Genomic DNA, 21,575 nt, shown 5'->3' with positions numbered 1-21,575 from the left:
TGTCCGGGGTAGTTTCGCGGCCATGAGACCGTTCCGGTTCGGCGTGGCGTTGTACGTGCCCGGATCACGGGCCGAGTGGGTGGCCAAGTGCCGCCAGGCCGAGGACCTCGGCTACGACGTCGTCGGCGTGGTCGACCACCTCGGACGGGTGGCGCCGGTGCCGGCCCTGCTCCTCGCCGCCGAGGCCACCGAGCGGATCCGGCTGAACACCTACGTCCTCAACGCGAGCTTCCACAACCCGGTGCTCCTGGCCCGCGACCTCGCCGCGCTCGACGAGTTCACCGGCGGCCGGGTGGAGGTCGGGGTCGGCGCCGGGTACGTCCGCGCGGAGTTCGAGGCCGCCGGGATCGACTGGGGCACGCCCGGCCGCCGGTTCGGCCGGCTCGTCGACGTGGTCACCGAGATCGAGCGGGCGTTCACCGGCCGCACGCGGCCGCCGCTGCTGCTCGGCGGCCGCGGCGACCGGATGCTGACCTTCGCCGCCGCGCACGCCGACACCATCGCCCTCACCGGCACGGCGCCCGGCGCGGCCGAGGGGCGGCTGGCCCTGGCCGGTCCCGCCGCGCTGGCCGAGCGCGCCGGCTTCGTGCGGCGGGCGCTCGGCGGCCGGGACGCCGAGCTGAACCTGATGGTCCACTTCGTCCGGATCACCGATGACCGGCGGGCGGCACTGGAGACGGCCCACCAGCTCGTGCCGCACCTCGGCGTCGAGGAGCTCGGCGCGCTGGCCACGGTCCTCGCCGGCTCGGCGAAAGCGGTGGCCGAGCAGCTGCGGCGCACCCGCGAGACCCTCGGTGTCAGCTACTTCACGGTGCTCGAAGACGACCTGACCAGGCTCTCCCCGGTGATCCAAAAGCTCCGCTGAGTACCTTGGTCAGCATGACTGGGGATTTCCGTTTCGGTGTCAACATGGTCGTGCCGGACAGCCGCGCCGCCTGGGTCGAGAAGTGCCGCAAAGCCGAGGACCTCGGCTACGACGTCCTGTCGGCGGCCGACCACCTCGGCATGGCGCCGCCGTTCCCGGCGCTCGTGCTGGCCGGCGAGGTCACCTCGCGCGTCAAGCTGAACACCTTCGTGCTCAACACGCCGTTCTACAACCCGGTGCTGCTGGCCCGGGACGTCACCGGCACCGACCAGTTCACCGACGGGCGCCTGGAGCTGGGGCTCGGCGCCGGGTACGTGAAGGCGGAGTTCGAGGCCGCCGGGATGCCGTTCCCGTCCGCGCGCGAGCGCGTCGACCACCTCGAGCGGACGATCACCGAGCTCAAGCGGCGCTACGCCGATCCGGAGCACAAGCCGGCGCCGGTGCGCCCGGCCGGGCCGCCGCTGCTGCTCGCCGGCCGCGGCGACCGGATCCTGACGCTGGCCGCCGAGCACGCCGACATCATCGGCTTCACCGGCACCACCAAGACACCCGACGGCGCGCCACTGGCCGCGGCCGGGCCCGAGGAGGTCGACGAGCGGGTGGCCTTCGTCCGGGCGAGGCTCGGTGAGCGCGAGTCCGAGGTGGAGTTCAACCTTCTCTGCCAGTTCGTGAAGGTGACGAACGACCGGGCGGCCGGCCTGGCCGAGGTCGAGCAGCTCGCCGGCGGGCGGCTGACCGCCGCGGAGGTCGGCGAACTGCCGGTGGCCCTCGTCGGCACACCCGCGCAGATCGCCGACCAGCTCCGCGGGCGCCGGGAGCGGTTCGGGTTCAGCTACTTCACCATCCTGGAACCGTTCCTGGAGGAGTTCGCGCCGGTCCTCGAGCACCTCCGGTGATCGACGCGAAGGCGCTGGGCGTCCGGGCCGGCGAACTGTGGCTGTTCGACGACCTCGACTTCTCCGTCGACCCCGGGGAGTGCGCCGCGATCGTCGGGCCCAACGGTGTCGGCAAGTCGACGCTGATGCGCTGCTTCTACGGCATGCAGAAGCCGCAGCGAGGCCGCGTGCTGGTCGACGGGAAGGCGCCGGACGAGCGAGACGTCGAGTTCCGGCGCACGGTGTCGGTGCTCTTCGACGACTCCGACTTCTTCGCCGAGCTGACCCCGCTGCAGCACCTCGAGCTGATGGCCGGCTCGTTCGGCGCCGACCTCGGCGACCACGAGGAGCTGCTGCGTGACGCGGGCCTCGGCGAACGCATGCGCGTGACGTCCGGGCACTTCTCCGCGGGCCAGCGCCGTCGCCTGCTGCTGCTCGGCGTCACCGCCCGGCCGCACCGGGTGCTCCTGCTGGACGAGCCGGAACGCGCGTTGGACACCGCGGGCAAGGAGTGGCTGGTCGAGGTGATCGCCCGGTCGACGGCGGCCGGCGCGGCGGTCGTGGTGGCCACCCACCACCCGCCGCTGCTGGAGGCCGCGGACAGCGTGCTCGAACTGTGGTGACGTCGGCGCCTCGCCGGATGCGGATTCCGGGTCGCAAGCGGTTCGGCGGGATCTTCAGCGGCGACACCGCCACCTTCGCCTTCCTGTTCGGCTTCGGGTTCCTGTTCACCGCGTTCTTCCACGTCGACAGCTGGCGGCCCGCGCTCTACGGCTCGTCCACTCCGGCCTTCCCGGCCGTGCTCGGGCTCCTGACGCTCTGCTGCGCGGTCGGCTGGCGCGGCCTGCTTCGCCGCGGCTTCGCGTGGGTCGAACCGGCGGAGCTGACCTGGCTCGACTTCGCCCCGGTGGACCGCGGCCGCGTCGTCACGCTGCGGCTGCTCGGCGCGTGGACCGGCGTGGTCGCGGTGACCGGTTACCTGGCCGCGCTGCTGCTCGCCGTCGGCGGGGCCGGGCTGGCGGAGTGGCGGGCGGCGATCGCGATGGTCGCCGCGACCGGGGTGGCGGCCTTCGCGACGGCGAGGCGGACGTCCCGGCGCCTCGACGCGGCCGGCCCGCTGGTGCTCGCGGTCCTCGGCCTGGGGATCGCCGCGTTCGGCCTCGGCCCGGCGGCCGTCCAGCTCGTCGCGGCCGGGGTGCTGGCCGCGGCTCTCCCGCTGGCCTTCGGCGGCGAACCGGTGTCGCGCGCGGGCCGGGCGGCCCTGCTCGCCGGGTGGGACGGCCGGGTGCTGCGCGCGGTCGCCGTCACCTTCCTCGACCCGTTGATGCTGCTCCCGCCGTCCGCGCCGGTCGGCGGGCTTTCGCTGCGCCGCCCGACCCCGCTGCGGCTGGCCTGGGCGGGCACGCTCGGCCGGTCGCGGTACGCGGGCGCGGCGCTGCTGGTCGGCCTCGCGGTCGTCGTCGCGCACATCGCGGTGCCGACCGTGCCGGGCGCGGTCCTGATCGGCATCGGCGCGTACGTCGCGCTGATGCCGTTCGGCGGCGGGCTCGGTGAACTCTGGCGGAACCCGGGACGGCGGCGGTGGCTGGGCTCGGCCGACCGCAACCTGGTGCTGGCCCACGGCCTGGTGCTCGCCGGCGCCGGCCTGCTCTGGGCGGCGGTGCTCGTCTTGGTCACCCGCGCGGGTGGGACGTCGTTCGCCGCGACCGCGTGGCTCGCCGTGCCGCTGTCGGTGCTCTCGATCCTGCGCACGGTCACCCGGACCGCCGTTGACTACGCGAATCCCGGGTTCATCGACACCCCGATGGGCCCGATGCCCGCCAACCTCACCCGGCAGCTCTTCCGCGGTCTCGATCTGCAGGTCGTCGGCATCGTGGTGCTCGCCGCCGCCGTTTGACCTACTCTCGGTGCGACGAAGGGAGCAGCCAGTGGGCGGCGGGCACGCACCGGGCGTCGGGCGCAGGGCGACCAGCGAGTTCCCGGCCGGCTGGACCGACGAGCAGATCATCTCCGTGGTCAAGGACGTCGCGAACGACCCGAGCGAAGCCCGGCGGCAGCAGCGCAACGGCCGGTGGCGCTGTGCCGGCGAGCGGTTCAACGTGCACGTGATCGTGCTGGTCGAGGACAACGGGCACGTGCACACCGCCTACCCGGTGGCCGGGCCGGGCGTGGTCCGCAACCCCGACACCGCGCGGGACCCGGCGAACCCGACCGTCGCCGACCTCAAGGGCAACCGGATCAGCTTCTTCGCCGACAGCGTCCTGACCACGATCGGCAACCGGCTCTCCCCGGAGGACTACACGCACTACCGGACGCTGCTGTGGGCCGGAGAGTGGGAGGAACTGGCCGACGTGCTGGCCGCACACGCGGTCCGGGTCGGTTTCGGCTTTTCCGCCGACGAGTTCTCCGACTTCGAAAAGCTGCTCAACAGCTACGACCTGCCGGTGCGGGGCTGCGCGTTCCTCAACGACCGCGAGCACATCCTCAAGCAGCTGCGCCCGCTCTAGCTGGCCTGCGAAAGCGGTGGTGACGCGGCGGGCGTGACGACCGCGCGCAGTTCGTCCAGCGGCAGGCCGACGGCGTCGGCGATGGCCGTGACCGTGAAGAACGCCGGCGTCGGGATGCGGCCGGTCTCGATCTTCCGGAGCGTCTCGACCGAGATCCCCGCCTCGGCGGCGACGTCGACCATGCTCCGGCCGGCCCGCGCCGCCCGCAACGCCTGGCCGAGGCGTTCGCCCCGTTCGCGCTCTTCGTCCGTCAGCGGCACTCGCACCATGAGACCGATTCTAATACCACTCCCCATACCACTGGAGTTGTCCACTGCCTGTGGATAACTCTGTGCACAGGTGTGGAAAAGGCCCCGCCGAGCCGAAGCTCGACGGGGCCCCACCAGATCTAGTGCCTTCAGGCGCCCGCGGGCACCGGAAGTGGCATGCCGGGCAGGTTCTGGTCGTTCGGCACCACGCCGTCGACCAGGTAGGCCTCCACGACCTTGTCCACACCCACGTTGCCGCCGGCGTAGATGCCGTGGTCACCCTCGCCGGTGATCGTCAGCATCCGCGAACCCGCGAACGCCTTGTGCGCACGCTTCGCGCCCTCGAGCGGCGTCGCCGGGTCGTGCTCCGACTGGACGATCAGCACCGGCGGGACACCCTTGCCGTCCAGCACCGGGAGCGGGGACGGCGGCTTCTTCCAGAACAGGCACGGCTGGATGAACCAGCCGGCACCCAGGAGCGGCAGCTGCTTGTCGATCAGCTTCTGCGAGTCCTTGATGGCGCTGTTGGGCGAGCCGGTCCACGGACCCTCGTTGCACGGGATGGTCCAGAAGCTGGCGTCGTAGGAGTCGCCGTCGGCCGGGACCATCAGCGGCTGCGGGCCGTAGGTGACGGTGCTCTTGTCGCCGGCCTTGACCTTCTGCGCGGCCGAGGACTTGGCCTGCGCCGAAGCGGTGCCCTGGGTCAGCGTGCGGACGCTGACCAGGTAGTCGGCCAGGCCGGGGAACGCGCGCTTCGAGTAGATCTGCGACGCGATGAACGAGTCGAGCCCGTTGGCCGAGACGGTCGAGCCGTCGGGCAGGGTGACCGCGCCCTGGGTCAGGGCGTAGCGGACCTGCTCGTAGGTCTGGCGGGCCGCCTCGCCGGTGGTGCCGAAGTGGTAGAGCTTGTCGTACTTCGCCATCCACGGGAGGAAGTCCTGCCGCCAGCGGCGCTCGAAGCCGAGCGGCTGCCAGTCGAACGACTTCTGCCAGGTCGTGGTGAACTCGGTCGCCGAGTCGAGCACGAACCGGCCGGTGCGGGTCGGGTAGGCCTGCGCGTAGTGCGAGCCCATCCAGGTGCCCGCCGAGTAGCCGACCCAGTTGATCGTGTCGCGGCCGAGCAGCACGCGCAGCAGGTCGATGTCCTTGACCGTCTGGTCGGTGTTGATCAGCGGGCCCAGCTCGCCGGACTTCTGCTGGCAGGACAGCGCCGCGTACTTCGTGGCCTGCAGGATCAGGTTCAGGTTGCCGCGGTCCCGGTCACGCGGGTCCAGGTCCGAACCGGTGCCGATGGCGCCGCCGCAGGTGATGTTGGTGCTCTTGCCGGTGCCGCGCGGGTCGAACCCGACGATCTCCTGGTGCTCGCGCAGCTTCGTCTGGTTGCGCAGGCGGGCCGGGAAGTTGCGGCCCGGCGCGCCGGGGCCACCGGGGTTGGTGACGACGCTGGCGGTCGAGTCCAGCTTCGCCTTCAGGCGGCTGACCGCGATGGTCAGGTCGATCTGGGCGTTCGCCTGGTACCAGTTGCGCGGGGTCTTGTAGGTCGCGCACTCCATGTCCTCGGCGCCCGCGGGCGGGGCCGACGGCAGCTCGGAGGGGACAGCGCACTTGTGCCAATCGAGCTTCTGGTTCGCGTACTGCGCCGGGATGTTCGTGGAGTTCAGCGGCTGCTTACCGGCCGCGACCTCCTGACCTGCGAATGCAGGAGTGAACCCGGCCAGCAGGGTGCCGGCGATGGCCGGGATCACCACCGCGTAGCGGAGTCGAGTCATTCGGTTGCCCCTATCGGGTATGCGCGTGCGGAGTCGGGTTATTGATATAGGCCCCGTACCGGCTGGGCAACCCACGTTCGTCGGAGAGCGTTCCGCGCGGCGATCAAATCGATATCCGACTTGCGTGACTCGCTGTCACCCAGGTCTTAAGGTCATGCGGTCGGTTACGGGAGTGTTAGGTGAGGTCCGATGTCGACTGTGAAGCACGACGGGAAGGTGCGCGGGTTCCAGTTCAGCCCGTGGAACCTGCTCCTGATCGTCCCGCTGCTGGTCCTGGTCACGCCGCTGTTCAACATGGACGGTCCACGGCTGTTCGGGCTGCCGTTCTTCTACTGGTTCCAGTTCCTCTTCGTCGCGATCGGGGTGCTGAGCACCTGGATCGTCTACCTGATGACGCGGGACAAGCCGACGGTTGACGCCCCGGACAAGCTGAGCGTCGACGACCTGGATGAGGGGGACGCTCGATGAGCAACCTGCAGTGGCCCGAGCTGATCATCTTCACGATCCTGTTCGCCCTGGTCACCGTGCTCGGCTTCATGGCGTCGCGCTGGCAGCGCGGCAGCACGCTCGACCACCTGGACGAATGGGGTCTCGGCGGCCGCAAGTTCGGCTCGTGGATCACCTGGTTCCTGCTCGGCGGCGACCTCTACACGGCGTACACGTTCGTCGCGGTGCCCGCGCTGGTGTTCAGCGCCGGCGCGCTCGGCCTGTACGCGCTGCCGTACACGATCGTCGTCTACCCGATCGTGCTGCTCCCGGCGCTGCGGATGTGGTCGGTTTCGCGGGTCCGCGGCTACGTCACCCCGGCCGACTTCGTCCGCGGGCGCTTCGGCTCGCCGATCCTCGCGCTGCTGGTGGCGATCACCGGCATCGTCGCGACCATGCCGTACATCGCGCTGCAGCTGGTCGGCCTCGAAGCCGTGCTGCGGACGATGGGCATCAACGGCTCCGGCATCGTCGGGCACCTGCCGCTGCTGGTCGCCTTCGTCATCCTGGCCTTCTACACCTACCAGTCCGGCCTGCGGGCGCCCGCGCTCATCGCGTTCGTCAAGGACATCCTGATCTACATCGTCATCCTGGTGGCGATCATCTACCTGCCCTCGAAGCTGGGTGGCTGGTCGCACATCTTCGACACCGCGGTGGCCAAGTTCGACCAGACGCCGTCGAAGGCCGACGGCATCCTGCTGACGGCCAACAACCAGCTGCAGTACGCGACGCTGGCGCTGGGCTCCGCGCTCGCGCTGTTCCTCTACCCGCACTCGCTGACCAGCGTGCTGGCCTCGCGCGGCCGCAGCGTCATCAAGCGGAACATGGTCGCGCTGCCGGCGTACTCGCTGGTGCTCGGCCTGCTGGCACTGCTCGGGTACGTCGCGATCACGGCGGGTGTCAAGCCGCTGACGAACGCGGCGACCGGCAAGCCGGACGGCAACACGATCGTCCCGGTCCTGTTCGACAGCACCTTCGCGTCCTGGTTCGCCGGCATCGCGTTCGCCGCGATCGGCATCGGCGCGCTGGTGCCGGCGGCGATCATGTCGATCGCCGCGGCCAACCTGTGGACGCGCAACATCTACAAGGAGTACATCCGCAAGAACGCGACACCGCAGGAAGAAGCCAAGCAGGCGAAGCTCGCTTCGCTGGTCGTGAAGCTCGGCGCGGTCGCCGTGATCATCCTGATCGACCCGCAGTTCTCCATCGACCTGCAGCTCATCGGTGGTGTGCTGATCCTCCAGACACTGCCGGCCGTGGCACTGGCGCTGTACACGCGCTGGTTCCACCGCTGGGGCCTGATCGCGGGCTGGATCGTCGGCATCGGCTGGGGCCTGATCATGCTGTACGGCATCCCCAACCCGGCCAGCGGAAAGCAGCACTTCGGCGGCTCGGCGCTGCCGCTGGGCAACCTGTCGCTGTTCGGCTGGCACCCCTTCGCGGGTTCGCCGGTCCAGATCTACGTCGGCTTCGTCGCCCTGATCGGCAACCTGGTGGTCGCGGCGATCGTCACGGTGATCGCGCGGAAGATGAAGGTGTTCAACGGCACGGACGACACCGAGCCCGAGGACTACCACGCCGACGAGCACGACAAGGACCTGCGCCCGATCGGCGTCCACTAGTCCATCAAGGACGGTTTTTGAGCACGATCGTCCGTGAGACGAGGTAGAGCACCAGGCCGTTGAGCAGGTGCCAGAGGAAGTGCGTGCCGGCCGGGACGTAGTCGCACACGTCCCGGTCGAGCGCACGCAGGCTCAGTGAGAGTGCGAAAACGGCGCCCGCCACGGCGAAGTGCGTCCAGTAGGCGTCGCGCGCGAAGGCGAGTGCGGCGGCGAAGACCGCCAAGCCAATGAGGGCGCCCAGGTAAAGCCCGCCACCCAGCAACGCCGTGACGAGGGTGAGCGCGAGGAACACGGGCGCGGCGACCCACGCGTGCCGCCGGCTCCAGAACGTGCGCGCGAACAACACGGCGTACACCAGCACGAACCCGAGGATCGCCACCGAGTCCGCGACGGCGGCCCACCGCGTCGCGAGCAGGTGGAAGGCGGTGCTCGCGACGAACACGAGCCCGATCAGCGCGGCGAGCACCCGCCCGACGCGGCCCCCGTTGGCCAGCCGCCACACGAGGATCGCGGCGACGAGAAAGGTGAAGTTGCTGAGACTGTTGAGCGGCTCACCCCAGAGCCCGGGCCCGATCCGTTCGCAGTACCCGTCGACGTAGTCCGTCACGCCGCTACCCAACCACGGCTGGCGTGAAGCGCAGTGACAACCGTGGCTTCGCCCCGGGCCGGGGGCTCCGCCACCCGGACCCCCGAAAGGCCTGCAATGAGCGACGACGCCGTGAGCCGGTTCCCGATCACGGAACCGGAAGACCTGCCCGACGACCTGCGCGAGCGGATCGGCGCGATCGCGGAGAAGTCCGGCTTCGTGCCGAACATCTTCCGCGCGCTCGGCCACCGCCCCGCCGAGCTGCGCGCGTTCCTCGACTACCACGACGCGCTGATGGAACGCACCGACGGACTCACCAAGGCCGAGCGCGAGCTGGTCGTCGTCGCGACCTCCGGCGCCAACCACTGCACCTACTGCGTTGTCGCCCACGGCGCGATCCTGCGCATCCGCGCCAAGGACCCCGAGCTGGCCGACCGCGTGTCGAGCAACCCCTGGCAGGTCGAGCTGGACGAGCGCGGCCGCGCGATCGTCGACCTCGCGCTCGCCCTCGCCCAGGACTCCGCGCTGTTCGGCGAAGGCGACCTCGAAGCCGCGCGCAACGCCGGTCTGACCGAAGACGAAATCTGGGACGTCGGCGCGATCACGGCGTTGTTCGCGATGTCGAACCGGCTCGCCCACCTCACTGATCTCCGCCCGAACCCGGAGTTCTTCCTGCTCGGCCGGGTGCCGCGCTAGAACTCCAGGCGCCAGAACTGCTGGACCAGCGCCGGCCCGAAGCCGTCGTGTGGTTCTTCCTTGACGAGCTGGAACCCGGCGGCCCGGTAGATCGCGTGCGCGGCGGTGAGCGCGGACATCGTCCACAGCTCCACTGCCCGGTAGCCGTGCGCCCTGGCGAACTCGACGCACTCGGTGACGAGCCGCTTGCCGACGCCGTGACCGCGAGCCGACGGTTCGAGCAGGAGCAGCCGCAGCTGCGCGGTGCCGTCGTTCTCGCCGCGCTCGCAGCCGATGCTGCCGACGCGCTCGCCGTCGAGTTCGGCGATCCAGAACGCCTGCCCGGGGTCGTCGCTGCGGTCGGCGAAGCCGGCGACCGCACGCGCGACGAGTCCCTCGAACCGCGCGTCGAAGCCGTACTCGCGGGCGTACAACGCGCCGTGTCGTTCCACCACCCAACCGAGGTCACCCGGCCGTGGTGGGCGGAGGACGAGGGCCGGGTCGCGACGGCGGTCGCCGACCAGGTCGCCGATCGTGCGCATCGCCGCCAGCAGGCGCTGCTGGTCTTCGTCGGCGAAGCGGTGCAGCAGCCCGCCGATCCGGTCGGTCGAGCGGCGGTTCAGCACCGCGAAGGCCTCCCGGCCGGCCGGGGTCGGCCGCACGAGCTGGCGGCGGGCGTCTTCCTCGGACCGTTCGCGCGCGATCAACCCGCGGGACTCCAGCCGCGCGAGCAGCCTGCTGGCGTAGCCGGCGTCGAGGTCGAGGCGTTTGCGCAGGTCCGTCACGGGCAGCGGGTCCTGGTGCGCGAGCTCGAACAGCACGCGCGCTTCCGGCAGCGAGTACTCGGCGTCCGCCGGGCCTTCGTCGAGCACGCCGATGACGGACGTGTAGAGCCGGTTGAAGGCGCGGACCGCGGACACCCGGTCGGCGAGCTGAGCTTCGTTCATTGACCACCTCAACAAGTTCGTTGACGAAGTCAAAGATTACTGCGGAAAGCGCCCGCGGCAAGAGGATTTCCGGGGAAATGGAAAACCCCGCGATGCTGCCAGGTCGGGGGTCCGCCAGCATCACGGGGTCGTACTGGGTATCGACGCCCCTTCGGGCGGCGTTACACCGTGAGCACGATGTGGCCTAGGTCACTCGAATGGGCGACCCGCCACGGGGTGAGAGATCAGCGCATGTAGGCCGAGCGAGCCTGCGCGATCGCGATGAGTTCCTGACGGACCGTCGCGGTGGCGGCGGTGTCGATCGCCCGGTTCAGCGCCCGGCGAGTGCGAGTCTCGGCGCGACGGGCACGGAGCTTGGCGGCGATGTTGTTCATCGGTTTCTGCATCCCCTTCGAGGGTTCTTGGTGGCTTGTAGGTCTAGTATGCGCCTTTTTTCACAAGGATGCCAATGAATATCCGGTGACTTGGCGCACTGGCCGATGAATCATCGGCAAACATGGGTATGGGCCGGAGAGATCGAGGGTGGCGGCGGTCACGGCGAAGCAACCTGCTACAACTGTCTACGTTGATCTAGAGAATCCGCTATAAAGTCATAGCGACGTGCATAGAGTGCGAGAGAGCCGGAAAAGCCCAGGTCAGTCGCGCCCGAGCAGGTAGTGGCCGAAGTGCGGCACGGTGAAGGCGATCTGCCCGCGCTCGGCGGAGTAGACCAGGCCCTTCTTCATCAGGCTGTCGCGCGCCGGCGACAGCGACGACGGCTTCCTCCCGAGGAACACCGCGACGTCGGCGGTGCCGGCGGGCTCGTCACGGCCCTGGGTCAGCGAGGCCATCGCCTGCAGGTACTCCCGCTCGGCCGGCGTCGCGCGCTCGTAGCGCGAGCCGAAGAACCCGACCGCCAGCTCCGACTCCGCCTCGGGCGCCGCGACCTGGACGTCCTTGACGGTGATCGGGTCGGACGGCGCCGCGTCCCAGGCCGCTTTGCCGTAGGCCTGGATGAAGTAGGGGTAGCCGCCGGACGCGTCGAAGAGCGCGTCGAGGGCTTCCGGTTCGATGCCGGCGTCCTCGCGTTCGATCGGCGCCATCACGGCGAAGTCGGCGTCCTCACGGCTGAGCCGGTCGATGCGCGCGTACCGGAAGAGCCGTTCGGAGTAGGACTTCGACGCCGAGAGCACCGCGGGCACGTGCGGCAGCCCGGCCCCGACGACGACGAGCGGTGCGCCCGACTGCGACAGCTCGTGGCAGGCCGCGCACAACGCCGAGACGTCGTCCGGCTGCAGGTCCTGGATCTCGTCGATGAGCAGCGCGACACCGGTGCCGACGTCCGCGGCCAGCTCGGCGACGTCGGTGAACAGCTCGACGAGGTCGATCTCGATGTCCCCGGAGTCGGCTCGTCCCTGCGCGGCGGGCACGTCGATGCCCGGCTGCCACCGGTCGCGCAGCTTGGCGTCGGGCTTGTTGGCCCGCAGCGCGAACGCCTTCAGGACCCCCAGCACCTCTTCGACCCGATCCGGCGCCCGGTGCCGCACGGCGAGGTCCCGGATGGCCCGGTGCAGCGCGGCCGACAGCGGCCGCCGCAGCTCGGCGTCCGGTCGCGCCTCGATCTTGCCGGCCCCCCACTTGTGCCGGACGGCCATCGCCCGCAGCTCCCCGAGCAGCACGGTCTTGCCGACGCCCCGGAGCCCGGTGAGCACGAGACTGCGTTCGGGCCGCCCCCGCGCCACCCGCTCCAGCACGACTTCGAAGGCCTTGAGCTCACGCTCACGCCCGGCCAGCTCGGGCGGCCGCTGCCCGGCGCCCGGTGCGAAGGGGTTGCGGATGGGGTCCACTCTGCCAAGCTATCGGCGTTTCTAGGGTGAGCCCGATATTCCGCCATAGACGCCTGGTGCGTGTCGCCGACGTTCGACCGGATGGCCGTACATAGAGCCGAACAGGTCTGCAGCCCTGGTCGGCTCTACCCCCAGTGCGCCCTTACGACGCGCCACTAGGCGGTCAGGTTCCGCTCCGAGTAGATCTTCATCGCATCCCGGACGAACTCGGCGGTCGCGCCTTCGAGCCCGTAGCGCGGGTCGTCCACGTACAACTGCCCGAGTCCCGCGAAGTACCCCGCGGACACCGACGAGACCGCCGGCCGCAGCCACTCGTGCAGCCGCCGCGTGATCGCCTGGACCTCGGCGGAACCCGGTGCCGAACCCGAAGCGCGTGCCGCGCCGAACGCCGCCGCGATGTCGAGCTGCTCCTGCTGGTGGGCCTTCTTCTCCGCCGCCGACATCGAGTTCCACCACTCGTTGCCACGCCGGTAGGCGTCGGCGCCCCACCGCTCGGTCACTTCCTTCTCGTACTTCGTGTGGTCGAAGCCGTCGAACACTTCTTCTGCCATCAGTCGTTCACCTCCCTTCAGTTTCCGGAGGGTCGTGCGGACCGACTCGATCTGCCGTCCGATCCGCCGCTGTTCGTCTTCGAGCAGCTCCAGGTGGGTTTCGAGCGCCGCGGCGCTGTCGCGCTGCCCGGCGAGCACCTCGGCGATCGCCGGCAGCCCGAGGCCGAGTTCGCGCAGCAGCAGGATCCGCTGCAGCCGGACGAGCGCCTGCTCGTCGTAGTAGCGGTAGCCGTTGCTGCCGATCCGGCTGGGCTCGAGCAAGCCGACCGCGTCGTAGTGGCGCAGGGTCCGGCTCGTGGTCCCCGCCGAGCGGGCGATGTCCTGGATCGACCACTCCATGACGTCGACGATAGAAGTTGACGCAACGTCAAGGTCAACCGCTAACGCTTTATAGTGACCTCTAGCCTTCACGCGATATTCGCGCAGAAAGCCCGATGAGGATTCGAGCACGGGCCGAGCGGGCATCCACGGAGTAGGTTCGACCAGGCAGCGGCCCGTACGAGGAAGGCTATGACCGTGATACTCCGTCGAGTGGCACGTCCCCTGCTCGCCACGATCTTCGTGACGGGCGGGATCAATGCGCTGAGGCAGGCCGAGGGCCACGCCAAGGCGGCGGAACCGTTCCTCAACAACGCGTTCGAGAAGTTCGGCGACGTCGTCCCGGAGCAGGTCCCGCGCGATCCGGTGACGCTCGTCCGGATCGACGCCGCGGTGAAGATCGGCGCCGGTCTCGCGCTCGCGTCCGGCAAGGCGCCGCGGCTCGCGGCGGGGCTGCTCCTCGGCAGCCTGGTGCCCACGACGCTCTCGACGCACAGCTTCTGGACCATCAAGGAGCCCGCCGAGCGCCAGCAGCAGCAGATCCAGTTCTTCAAGAACGCGAGCCTGGCCGGTGGCCTGCTGCTCGCGGTCGCCGACACGGCCGGGAAGCCGTCGGTCGGCTGGCGGGCGCGCCGCGCCGCGAAGGACGTCGGCCACAGCGCCGAGAAGCTCAGCCGCAAGGGCCAGAAGCGCGCGAACAAGCTCGCGAAGCGGGCCCAGAAGGCCCTCCCCAACTGACTCTTTCCCAGGGAAAGTGCCGCTCCCGGGCTCCCGAGGGCGGCACTTTCCCTGGGAAAGTTACTTCTCCAGGATCGCGGTGACGCCCTGGCCGCCGGCCGCGCAGATCGAGATCAGGCCGCGGCCGGATCCCTTCTCGTGCAGCAGCTTCGCCAGCGTCGCGACGATCCGGCCGCCGGTCGCGGCGAACGGGTGCCCGGCCGCCAGCGACGAGCCGTTGACGTTCAGCTTCGCCCGGTCGATCGCGCCGAGCGGCGCGTCCAGCTCCAGCTTCTCCTTGGCGAACGCCGGGTCCTCCCACGCCTTGAGCGTGGCCAGCACCTGCGACGCGAACGCCTCGTGGATCTCGTAGAAGTCGAAGTCCTGCAACGAAAGCCCGGCCCGCGCGAGCATCCGCGGCACGGCGTACGCGGGCGCCATCAGCAGTCCTTCATCGCCGTGGACGTAGTCGACGGCCGCGGTCTGCGAGAACGTCAGGTACGCCAGCACCGGCAGCTTGTGCGCCTTCGCCCACTCGTCGGTGGCGAGCAGGACCGTCGACGCGCCGTCGGTCAGCGGCGTCGAGTTGCCCGCCGTCATCGTGCCGTTCGGGCCGCCGAAGGCCGGCTTGAGCTTGGCGAGCTTCTCGGCCGTCGAGTCCGGACGCAGGTTCTGGTCGCGCGCGAGCTTCAGGAACGGCGTCACGAGGTCGTCGAAGAACCCGCGGTCGTAGGCGGCGGCGAGCTTCTGGTGGCTGCTGGCGGCCAGTTCGTCCTGCGCCTCGCGGGTGATCTCCCAGACCTTGGCCGTCAGCGCGGCGTGCTCGCCCATCGACAGCCCGGTGCGCGGCTCCTCGTTGCGCGGGATCGCCGGGACGATGTGTCCCGGGCGGATCTTCGCGACGAGCTTGAGGCGGTCGCCGAGCGTCTTGGCGGCGTTGAGCTGGATGAGGATCTGACGCAGGTCCTCGTTGACGGCGAGCGGCGCGTCGCTGGTCGTGTCGACACCGCCGGCGATCGCCGAGTCGAGCTGGCCGAGCGCGATCTTGTTGGCGACGTTGACGATCGCCTGCAGGCCGGTGCCGCACGCCATCTGGACGTCGGACGCGGGCGTCGCGGGCGAAAGCTTGCTGCCCAGCACGCTCTCGCGGGCCAGGTTGAAGTCCTTCGAGTGCTTGAGCACCGCGCCGGCGGCGACCTCGCCGATCACCTCGCCCTGCAGCGAGAAGCGGCTGACCAGGCCGTCGAGCGCGGCGGTGAACATGTCCTGGTTCGAGGCCTTCGCGTACGGACCGTTCGACCGCGCGAAGGGGATCCGGTTGCCCCCGATGATCGCGACCTTGCGCACTGCGGGCGTTTTCCTCGGCGGCATGACTTCACCTCTCTGGTCGTCTCCCTCACACTGTAACCTACTAGCGAGTAGGTTAGACTGCGACGTGACGCAGACTGCACGGGAGGCATCCGATGGCTGACAGGTACCAGCAGTTCACGAAAACCCCGGTGGGGAAGTTCGTGGTGCCGAAGCTCGGCCTGCCCAATCCCGCGACGCTGCGCCGGTACCGGCCCGGGCAACCCGCCCTCGAGGGTCCCGCACTTCTCGGCGCCGCGCCCGGCGGCCGGCTGGAGAAGACCCTCCGCGACCAACTGGCCGACGCGGGCATCGAGGTCGTCACCACCGCCGCCGACCGGCACGCGGCGCTCGTCTTCGACGCCACCGGCGTCACCGACCCCGCGCGGCTGCGTGAGGTCTACGACTTCTTCCACCCGGTGATCCGCAGCGTCGGCCCGTCCGGCCGGGTCGTCGTGCTGGGCACCCCGCCGGAGCAGGTCGAGGGCCGCGAGCGGATCGCGCAGCGCGCACTCGAGGGCTTCATCCGGTCGGTGGGCAAGGAGCTGAAGCGCGGCGCGACCGCTCAGCTCGTGTACGTCGCCGACGGTGCCGAAGAGGCAACGGACTCGACGCTGCGCTTCCTGCTCTCGGCGAAGTCGGCGTTCGTCGACGCGCAGGTGATCCGGATCGGCACCGAGGGCAAGACGGCTTCCGCGCCCGCGAACTGGGAGAAGCCGCTCGACGGCAAGGTCGCGCTGGTCACCGGCGCGTCCCGCGGCATCGGCGCGGCCATCGCCGAGGTGCTGGCCCGCGACGGCGCGCACGTCGTCGCGCTCGACATCCCCGCGCAGGGCGGTGACCTCTCGAAGGTGGCGAACAAGGTCGCCGGGTCGTCGCTGCAGCTCGACATCACTTCGCCGAGCGCGCCCGCGAAGCTGGCGGAGTACCTGAAGGAGCGTCACGGCGGCGTCGACATCGTCGTGCACAACGCGGGCATCACGCGCGACAAGACGCTCGGCAACATGAGCGAGAGCGCGTGGGACTCGGTGCTCGCCGTCAACCTCGCCTCGCAGCTCGCGGTGAACGACAAGCTGCTCGCCGACAAGGTCCTCAACGAGAACGGCCGCATCATCGGCGTTTCGTCGATCGCGGGCATCGCCGGCAACGTCGGCCAGACGAACTACGCGACGTCGAAGGCGGGCGTGATCGGCATGGTCAACGTCGGCGCGCCGCAGCTGGCGGCCTACGGCGGCACGATCAACGCCGTCGCACCCGGGTTCATCGAGACCAAGATGACCGCGGCCGTGCCGCTGTTCATCCGCGAAGCCGGCCGGCGGCTGTCCAGCCTCGGCCAGGGCGGCCTGCCGGTCGACGTCGCCGAGACGATCGCCTGGTACGCGAACCCGGCGTCGGCCGCGGTGAACGGCAACGTGGTCCGCGTCTGCGGCCAGGCCCTGCTGGGGGCGTGACGTGGCGATCCGCGAACTCGACAGCACGCCGAGCCTGGCCACGCTGTACCCGAAGGCGCTGCTCGGCGGCGTCCTGCGCAAGGCGGCCGGCGCCGAGCTGCCGGACACGGAGCTGGTGCGCACGGGCGTCGTCGTCGACCCGGCGCACCTCGCCGCGTACAACACGGTGTGCGGCTTCCGGCTGAGCGACGAGCTGCCGGCGACGTACCCGCACATGCTGGCGTTCCCGCTGCAGATGGCGTTGATGACCGAGCCGGGCTTCCCGTTCCCGCTGCTCGGCATGGTGCACGTGGCGAACCGGATCACCCAGCACCGCGCGCTGCGGGTCGGCGAGCCGCTGACCGTGCGCGTACGGGCGGAGAACCTGCGTCCGCACGAGAAGGGCCGTCAATTCGACGTCATCAGCGAAGCGCAGGTCGGCGACGAGGCGGTGTGGACGGACGTGAGCACGTACCTGCGGCGCGGCTCGGGTTCCGGGTCTTCCTCGCGGCGTGAACAGCTCGCACCGCCGACGCCGGACGCGATCTGGCGGATCCCGGGCGACATCGGGCGGCGCTACGCGGAGGTCTCGGGCGACCGCAACCCGATCCACCTGCACGCGCTGACGGCCCGCCTGTTCGGCTTCCCGGCGGCGATCGCCCACGGCATGTGGACGAAGGCCCACGCGCTGGCCGCGTTCGAAGGCCGGCTGCCGGAGGCGTTCACCGTGGACGTGAAGTTCAAGCAGCCGGTGCTGCTGCCGGCCAAGGCGGCCTTCACGTCGTGGCCGGTGGACGACGGCTGGGCCTTCGAGCTGTGGAGCAAATCGAAGCCGCACCTGGAAGGCTCGATCACCTCACTCTGAAGGCTTCCAGACCTCGCCCTCGATGAGGTCGTTGAAGCCGAGCCAGACGAGGTTCATCAGCCAGGAGGCGAGAACGCCGTCGGAGATGTCGGGGTGGTCGAGGGCCCAGTCGGCCAGCGACTCGGCCCCCCCGACCAACGCGGCGGCCAGGCCCTCACCGGAGAACTCGGCCTGCTCGCCGACGCCCTTGCGGGTGCCGGCGGACACCACGAGCGCGGCGACGAGCTGGATCGCCCGCACCCGCATGTCCGTGACCTCCGCGGCGAACGCGCCGCCGACGGTCAGGGCCTGGCGGTGCAGGACCGTCCAGGACTCGCGGTACTCGGCGACGAAGCGGTAGAAGGACCGCAGGCCGTGCCAGAGCTGCATGTCCGGCGGCAGGTCGGGCTGCACGCCGGCCTGGATGGCCTCGAGCAGGCGCGTCGCCTCGCGGCGGATGCACGCGCCGAAGAGGTCTTCCTTCGAACCGAGGTAGGTGTAGATCATCGGCTTCGAGACGCCGGCGACGTCGGAGATCTCGTCCATCGACGCGGCGTGGTAGCCGTGGCGCGAGAAGACCTGGACGGCCGCGTCCAGGATCTGCCGCTCGCGCACGGCGCGCGGCAGCCGCCTGGCCCGTTCGGGCGGACGCTGATCTTCCTCTGACACTCTGGACCTCCTCGTTGCTGCCCGGAGACGGTACCGGGAGCGGACCCGTGAGAGTGATTTCGGCACGCTTGCCCGCCTACCTACTGACGGGTAGTATTACTCTTGGGTAACTGGGAGAGGGGTGACCATGGCCGAAAACGCCGGGATGACCAGCGCCGATCGGATCGCGGACCTCCGCGGCGCGGCGCTGCTCGACGCACTGGAGCGGCTCGACCCGCTGGGTCCGGAGGCCCACGCCCTCGACGTCAACGCGCTCGTCGAAGCCCTCGACCCCGCCGAACTCCGCAAGGACGACTTCCGCCGTTTCCTCAAGGCACTGCTCACGTTGGCTTCCCGTGCCCCGGCGTTCGACCTGAGCAAGGTCGAGCCGGCCCGCTTCGCGTCCCTGGTGGCCTCGGCGTCGCGCGCGCAGCTGGAGAGCGTCGTCGCGGACCGCCCGCTGCGGGAGCGCGTGCTGGACGAGATCTTCGCCCGCATGGGCGCGCACATCCGGCCCGATCGCGCCCGCGACCTGCAGGCAGTGGTCCACTGGCGCCTGTCGGGCGGAGCGGGAGAGGGCGGCTACGACCGCTACGAGACAGCGATCTCGCACGGCTCGTGCACGGTGAGCCGGGAGATGCACTCCGCCCCGCGGGTCACGATCACGATCGCGCCGGCCGACTTTTTCCGGCTCATCACCCACCAGGCAACACCGGCGGTGCTGTTCGTCACGGGCCGGATAAAGGTCAAAGGCGACCTGGCCTTCGCGGCCGGCTTGATCGGATTCTTCGACCTCCCGCACCCCGTATAGTCCGTCCCCGTGCCCCGAAACGCGAAATGGCGCCTACCGCGGCCCCGCACTCTTCGAGGCGGTCACGCGGTGAACGCGTTCGCGGACAAGCTGGTCATCGATCGCCTGACACCCGAGCAGTTCATCCAGGTCCTGGAAACCCTGCACATGCTGGGCTCCGCGGGCGCCGGCATCGAGCTGAGCTCCTTGTCGACGGACGTCCTGGTGGACGTGGTCCGCCGCGCATCCCGCGACCAGTTGAAGGCCATCGCGGACCACCCGGAGTTGCGTGCGGTATTTCTGGACGAGATCTTCCGCCGAATGTCGGAGCATTTCTCACCAACCCGAGCCCGCCACGTGGATTGCGTGGTCTCCTGGCGCTTTTCCGAGGGCACCGGCGAGGACGGCTACGACCGCTTCCAGACGGTGATCGAGGACGGAGTGTGCGTCTCGTCAACGGACCTGTCCCGAACCCCGGACACGACGATCACCCTGTCCGTGGACGACTTCATCCGGATGGCCACGGGCAACGCGGCCGTGGCAGCGATGTTCGTGACGGGCCGGGTGAAGGTGAAGGGCGAGTACGCCCCTGCGGTGCGGTTCTCGAGCTACTTCGACATCCCTAAGCCATCCGTGGACTAGCTGTCGCGGGTCGGTGACACCAAACTGTCGGTGTCCCACCTTAGGGTGGTGCTATGAGCCTCGCCGACGTGAACCAGGAGCATGTCCTCAAAGCCATCGCCGAGTTCGATGACCTCGGCCGTGATGCGTTCCTGAACAAGTACGGCTTCGGCCAGTCACGCAGGTACGTCGTGCTCTATGGCGGCAAGCAGTACGACTCGAAGGCACTCCTAGGCGCGGCCCACGGATATGCGACAGGCCAGGTCCTTACGGCCAAAGAGTTCAGCGGTGGGTTGCAGACCGTCGTCGCGCGGTTGACCGCGTTGGGTTTCGACTTCCGAGATCTCAACGTCCTGTCGACCGCGGGCTTCGGGTCGGGCATTGGCGAGATCCCCGGCTATTCGGAAGGCGCAGTGTTCGCCAGCCGGGCTGAGGTGGCGGCGAGTGGCATCCATCGTGCGCTGCAGGCGGGCATTGTGGGAACCGGCAAGACGGGCGCTGAGTCCATCGTGTCGTCCGGCGGTTATGAGGACGACGACGATCACGGGGATGAGTTGCTCTACACCGGCCACGGAGGTCGGGATGACCGCGGTCGACAGAACGCTGACCAGACGTTCGAAGCGTCGGGAAACGCTGCCTTGCGCACCAGCTGGTTGACCGGTGCTCCGGTCCGGGTGGTGCGCGGCGCGGATCGGAAGTCGCCGTACGCACCCGATTCGGGTTACCGCTACGACGGTCTATTTCGAGTCGACGATGCCGCACTGGTGTCAGGGCAGGGCGGCTACCAGATTTGTCGGTTCCGCATGGTCAAGATGAGCGTCGGAGTTGACGTCGCATTCGCCAGGCAAGACGTCTTGCTGTCTGCTGAACTGCACCACGGTGAAGCCCCGCTGGGCAACGTTCAGCCGGAACGCAAGAAGGTCGTCACTCAGCGAACAGTTCGCTCGACCGAGGTCGTCGAGTACGTGAAGAAGATGTACGACCACACCTGTCAAATCTGCGGTGTCCGCCTGTCGGTGGGTGATGGCCGCGGATATTCGGAAGGGGCGCACATCCAGGCGCTCGGCGGCCTCCACCGCGGCCCCGACCTGCCGCCCAACGTGCTGTGTCTTTGCCCCAATTGTCACGTCCAGTTCGACCGCGGGGCCATTGTCATCGACCCGGATCTGACGATCGTTCGCCACGGGCAGCCGGCGGGCGTGTTGACCGTGCAGGAGTCACACAACCTCGGCAGCGACTTCCTCAAGTACCACCGCGAGGTGCACGCATGATCAATTCTCGACGATCCGCCCCTCGATCACCGTAGGTTGCTCCCGCCGCGGCTCCGTCGGCGGCACGACCTCGCTGTCCACCACCATCACCGGCCCTCGTCGCTGGTTGGCGAACCGCATCGCTCGCTTCTCCACCCGCCGAAGCCACCACCGGCGCACCACCGCCCGTGACGGCGGCAGCATCAACAGCAGCCCGAGCACGTCGCTGATGAACCCGGGCACGAGGATCAGCACTCCGCCCAGGCCGACCAGCATCCCGTCGGTCAGTTCCTTCTCCGCCGGGCGTCCCGAGCGGGCCGCGGCGGTGAAGGCCCTCATCGCCTTGCCGCCCTCGCGGCGGGCCAGCCAGGAGCCCAGGAACGCGCCCGCCAGGAGGAGGCCCACCGTGCCGAGCACGCCGACGGCCGAACCCACCGCCCAGATCGCGGCGATTTCGGCGAAGACGTAAAGCAGGAACGCGACAGCCATACCCGCACAACGAACGACCTGTCCGATTTGATCCCGCCGGCGGACGGCACCGGCTAGTCTCACCCCTCGTGTCCGACTGGCTTCGCTGGCTCCTCATTGCGTTGTGCCTGGTCGCGGCCTTGCTCGTGCTCTGGCACGGTCGTCGCCGGCGGGCCGGGTTTCCC

Annotated in this window: 24 protein-coding genes; 14 read left to right on the top strand and 10 right to left on the bottom strand. The window is 69.7% G+C overall.

Going from position 1 to position 21,575, the window contains the following annotated elements:
* The first annotated feature begins 22 nt into the window (after positions 1-22).
* Genes ACLJQE_RS04305 through ACLJQE_RS04285 form a run of 5 tightly spaced genes read left to right on the top strand, consistent with a single transcriptional unit; the run spans position 23 to position 4,247 of the window.
* Positions 23-865: a TIGR03621 family F420-dependent LLM class oxidoreductase gene (locus tag ACLJQE_RS04305; RefSeq protein WP_410637611.1), complete on the top strand. Its 843-nt coding sequence runs from the start codon at positions 23-25 to the stop codon at positions 863-865.
* A gap of 14 nt (positions 866-879) precedes the next feature.
* Positions 880-1,761, top strand: a complete 882-nt coding sequence (locus tag ACLJQE_RS04300) for an LLM class F420-dependent oxidoreductase (RefSeq protein WP_410637610.1) — start codon at positions 880-882, stop codon at positions 1,759-1,761.
* On the top strand, positions 1,758-2,363 hold the full coding sequence (locus ACLJQE_RS04295) for an ATP-binding cassette domain-containing protein (protein WP_410637609.1): 606 nt from the start codon (positions 1,758-1,760) through the stop codon (positions 2,361-2,363). The genes ACLJQE_RS04300 and ACLJQE_RS04295 overlap by 4 nt, the downstream gene beginning before the upstream one ends.
* Complete coding sequence (locus tag ACLJQE_RS04290) at positions 2,357-3,637, top strand: hypothetical protein (RefSeq protein ID WP_410637608.1); 1,281 nt, start codon at positions 2,357-2,359, stop codon at positions 3,635-3,637. Before ACLJQE_RS04295 ends, ACLJQE_RS04290 begins: the two co-directional genes overlap by 7 nt.
* A 31-nt stretch (positions 3,638-3,668) precedes the next feature.
* Positions 3,669-4,247 carry an EndoU domain-containing protein gene (locus ACLJQE_RS04285; protein ID WP_410637607.1) on the top strand — a complete coding sequence of 193 codons (579 nt, stop codon included), beginning with the start codon at positions 3,669-3,671 and terminating at the stop codon, positions 4,245-4,247.
* On the opposite strand, the gene ACLJQE_RS04280 is transcribed toward ACLJQE_RS04285, so the two are convergent.
* Together ACLJQE_RS04280 and ACLJQE_RS04275 are read right to left on the bottom strand one after the other, a co-directional pair.
* Complete coding sequence (locus tag ACLJQE_RS04280; RefSeq protein WP_410637606.1) at positions 4,244-4,516, bottom strand: helix-turn-helix domain-containing protein; 273 nt, start codon at positions 4,514-4,516, stop codon at positions 4,244-4,246. The two genes, ACLJQE_RS04285 and ACLJQE_RS04280, sit on opposite strands and share 4 nt — an antisense overlap.
* A 128-nt stretch (positions 4,517-4,644) precedes the next feature.
* Positions 4,645-6,264 carry an alpha/beta hydrolase gene (locus ACLJQE_RS04275; protein ID WP_410637605.1) on the bottom strand — a complete coding sequence of 540 codons (1,620 nt, stop codon included), beginning with the start codon at positions 6,262-6,264 and terminating at the stop codon, positions 4,645-4,647.
* 189 nt (positions 6,265-6,453) lie between these two features.
* Here ACLJQE_RS04275 and ACLJQE_RS04270 point away from each other — a divergent pair, with 189 nt between their 5' ends.
* Both ACLJQE_RS04270 and mctP read left to right on the top strand, forming a co-directional pair.
* Entirely contained in the window at positions 6,454-6,732 is a 279-nt protein-coding gene (locus tag ACLJQE_RS04270) for a DUF3311 domain-containing protein (RefSeq protein WP_410637604.1), read from the top strand.
* Positions 6,729-8,372, top strand: a complete 1,644-nt coding sequence (gene mctP / locus ACLJQE_RS04265; RefSeq protein ID WP_410637603.1) for a monocarboxylate uptake permease MctP — start codon at positions 6,729-6,731, stop codon at positions 8,370-8,372. The genes ACLJQE_RS04270 and mctP overlap by 4 nt, the downstream gene beginning before the upstream one ends.
* Positions 8,373-8,376: 4 nt before the next feature.
* Here mctP and ACLJQE_RS04260 read toward each other — a convergent pair whose 3' ends face one another.
* Positions 8,377-8,979 carry a hypothetical protein gene (locus ACLJQE_RS04260; protein ID WP_410637601.1) on the bottom strand — a complete coding sequence of 201 codons (603 nt, stop codon included), beginning with the start codon at positions 8,977-8,979 and terminating at the stop codon, positions 8,377-8,379.
* Between the two features lie 96 nt (positions 8,980-9,075).
* On the opposite strand from ACLJQE_RS04260, the gene ACLJQE_RS04255 reads away from it, so the two are divergent.
* Entirely contained in the window at positions 9,076-9,654 is a 579-nt protein-coding gene (locus ACLJQE_RS04255) for a peroxidase-related enzyme (RefSeq protein WP_410637599.1), read from the top strand.
* On the opposite strand, the gene ACLJQE_RS04250 is transcribed toward ACLJQE_RS04255, so the two are convergent.
* The 4 genes from ACLJQE_RS04250 to ACLJQE_RS04235 form a co-directional block, all read right to left on the bottom strand.
* Entirely contained in the window at positions 9,651-10,580 is a 930-nt protein-coding gene (locus ACLJQE_RS04250) for a GNAT family N-acetyltransferase (RefSeq protein ID WP_410637598.1), read from the bottom strand. The genes ACLJQE_RS04255 and ACLJQE_RS04250 overlap by 4 nt on opposite strands.
* A 224-nt stretch (positions 10,581-10,804) precedes the next feature.
* Positions 10,805-10,954, bottom strand: coding sequence for a hypothetical protein (locus ACLJQE_RS04245; RefSeq protein WP_329053657.1), 150 nt, complete (start codon positions 10,952-10,954; stop codon positions 10,805-10,807).
* Positions 10,955-11,215: 261 nt separating this feature from the next.
* Positions 11,216-12,406, bottom strand: a complete 1,191-nt coding sequence (locus ACLJQE_RS04240; protein ID WP_003058004.1) for an ATP-binding protein — start codon at positions 12,404-12,406, stop codon at positions 11,216-11,218.
* Between the two features lie 155 nt (positions 12,407-12,561).
* Positions 12,562-13,296: a MerR family transcriptional regulator gene (locus ACLJQE_RS04235; RefSeq protein ID WP_410637597.1), complete on the bottom strand. Its 735-nt coding sequence runs from the start codon at positions 13,294-13,296 to the stop codon at positions 12,562-12,564.
* 171 nt (positions 13,297-13,467) lie between these two features.
* Between ACLJQE_RS04235 and ACLJQE_RS04230 the strand changes: the two genes are divergently transcribed.
* Positions 13,468-14,013 (top strand): DoxX family protein, encoded by a 546-nt coding sequence (locus tag ACLJQE_RS04230; RefSeq protein WP_410637595.1) that lies wholly within the window; start codon positions 13,468-13,470, stop codon positions 14,011-14,013.
* 60 nt (positions 14,014-14,073) lie between these two features.
* Here the strand turns inward: ACLJQE_RS04230 and ACLJQE_RS04225 are convergent, their stop codons facing one another.
* Entirely contained in the window at positions 14,074-15,363 is a 1,290-nt protein-coding gene (locus ACLJQE_RS04225) for an acetyl-CoA C-acetyltransferase (protein WP_410637594.1), read from the bottom strand.
* 92 nt (positions 15,364-15,455) lie between these two features.
* Here ACLJQE_RS04225 and ACLJQE_RS04220 point away from each other — a divergent pair, with 92 nt between their 5' ends.
* Both ACLJQE_RS04220 and ACLJQE_RS04215 read left to right on the top strand, forming a co-directional pair.
* A complete protein-coding gene (locus tag ACLJQE_RS04220; protein ID WP_410637593.1) occupies positions 15,456-16,790 on the top strand; it encodes a 3-oxoacyl-ACP reductase in 1,335 nt (444 codons plus the stop codon).
* Position 16,791: 1 nt separating this feature from the next.
* Positions 16,792-17,634, top strand: coding sequence for a MaoC family dehydratase (locus tag ACLJQE_RS04215; protein WP_410637592.1), 843 nt, complete (start codon positions 16,792-16,794; stop codon positions 17,632-17,634).
* On the opposite strand, the gene ACLJQE_RS04210 is transcribed toward ACLJQE_RS04215, so the two are convergent.
* The gene (locus ACLJQE_RS04210; RefSeq protein WP_410637591.1) at positions 17,626-18,282 is read right to left on the bottom strand and encodes a TetR/AcrR family transcriptional regulator; all 657 of its coding nucleotides are present in this window, start codon (positions 18,280-18,282) and stop codon (positions 17,626-17,628) included. The genes ACLJQE_RS04215 and ACLJQE_RS04210 overlap by 9 nt on opposite strands.
* Before the next feature lie 127 nt (positions 18,283-18,409).
* Between ACLJQE_RS04210 and ACLJQE_RS04205 the strand changes: the two genes are divergently transcribed.
* The 3 genes from ACLJQE_RS04205 (at position 18,410) to ACLJQE_RS04195 (ending at position 20,943) form a co-directional block, all read left to right on the top strand.
* On the top strand, positions 18,410-19,072 hold the full coding sequence (locus ACLJQE_RS04205; RefSeq protein WP_410637590.1) for an SCP2 sterol-binding domain-containing protein: 663 nt from the start codon (positions 18,410-18,412) through the stop codon (positions 19,070-19,072).
* A gap of 69 nt (positions 19,073-19,141) precedes the next feature.
* The gene (locus ACLJQE_RS04200; RefSeq protein ID WP_410637589.1) at positions 19,142-19,693 is read left to right on the top strand and encodes an SCP2 sterol-binding domain-containing protein; all 552 of its coding nucleotides are present in this window, start codon (positions 19,142-19,144) and stop codon (positions 19,691-19,693) included.
* A 53-nt stretch (positions 19,694-19,746) separates the two neighbouring features.
* Positions 19,747-20,943, top strand: coding sequence for a YDG/SRA domain-containing protein (locus tag ACLJQE_RS04195; RefSeq protein ID WP_410637588.1), 1,197 nt, complete (start codon positions 19,747-19,749; stop codon positions 20,941-20,943).
* Here the strand turns inward: ACLJQE_RS04195 and ACLJQE_RS04190 are convergent, their stop codons facing one another.
* Entirely contained in the window at positions 20,944-21,411 is a 468-nt protein-coding gene (locus ACLJQE_RS04190; protein WP_410637587.1) for an FxsA family protein, read from the bottom strand. It lies immediately after the preceding gene.
* Positions 21,412-21,575 lie beyond the last annotated feature (164 nt).

The organism is Amycolatopsis sp. lyj-346 (assembly GCF_046548975.1).
In the GTDB taxonomy this organism is placed as follows: Bacteria; Actinomycetota; Actinomycetes; order Mycobacteriales; family Pseudonocardiaceae; genus Amycolatopsis.
This window is presented reverse-complemented; position numbering and strand designations above follow the sequence as displayed.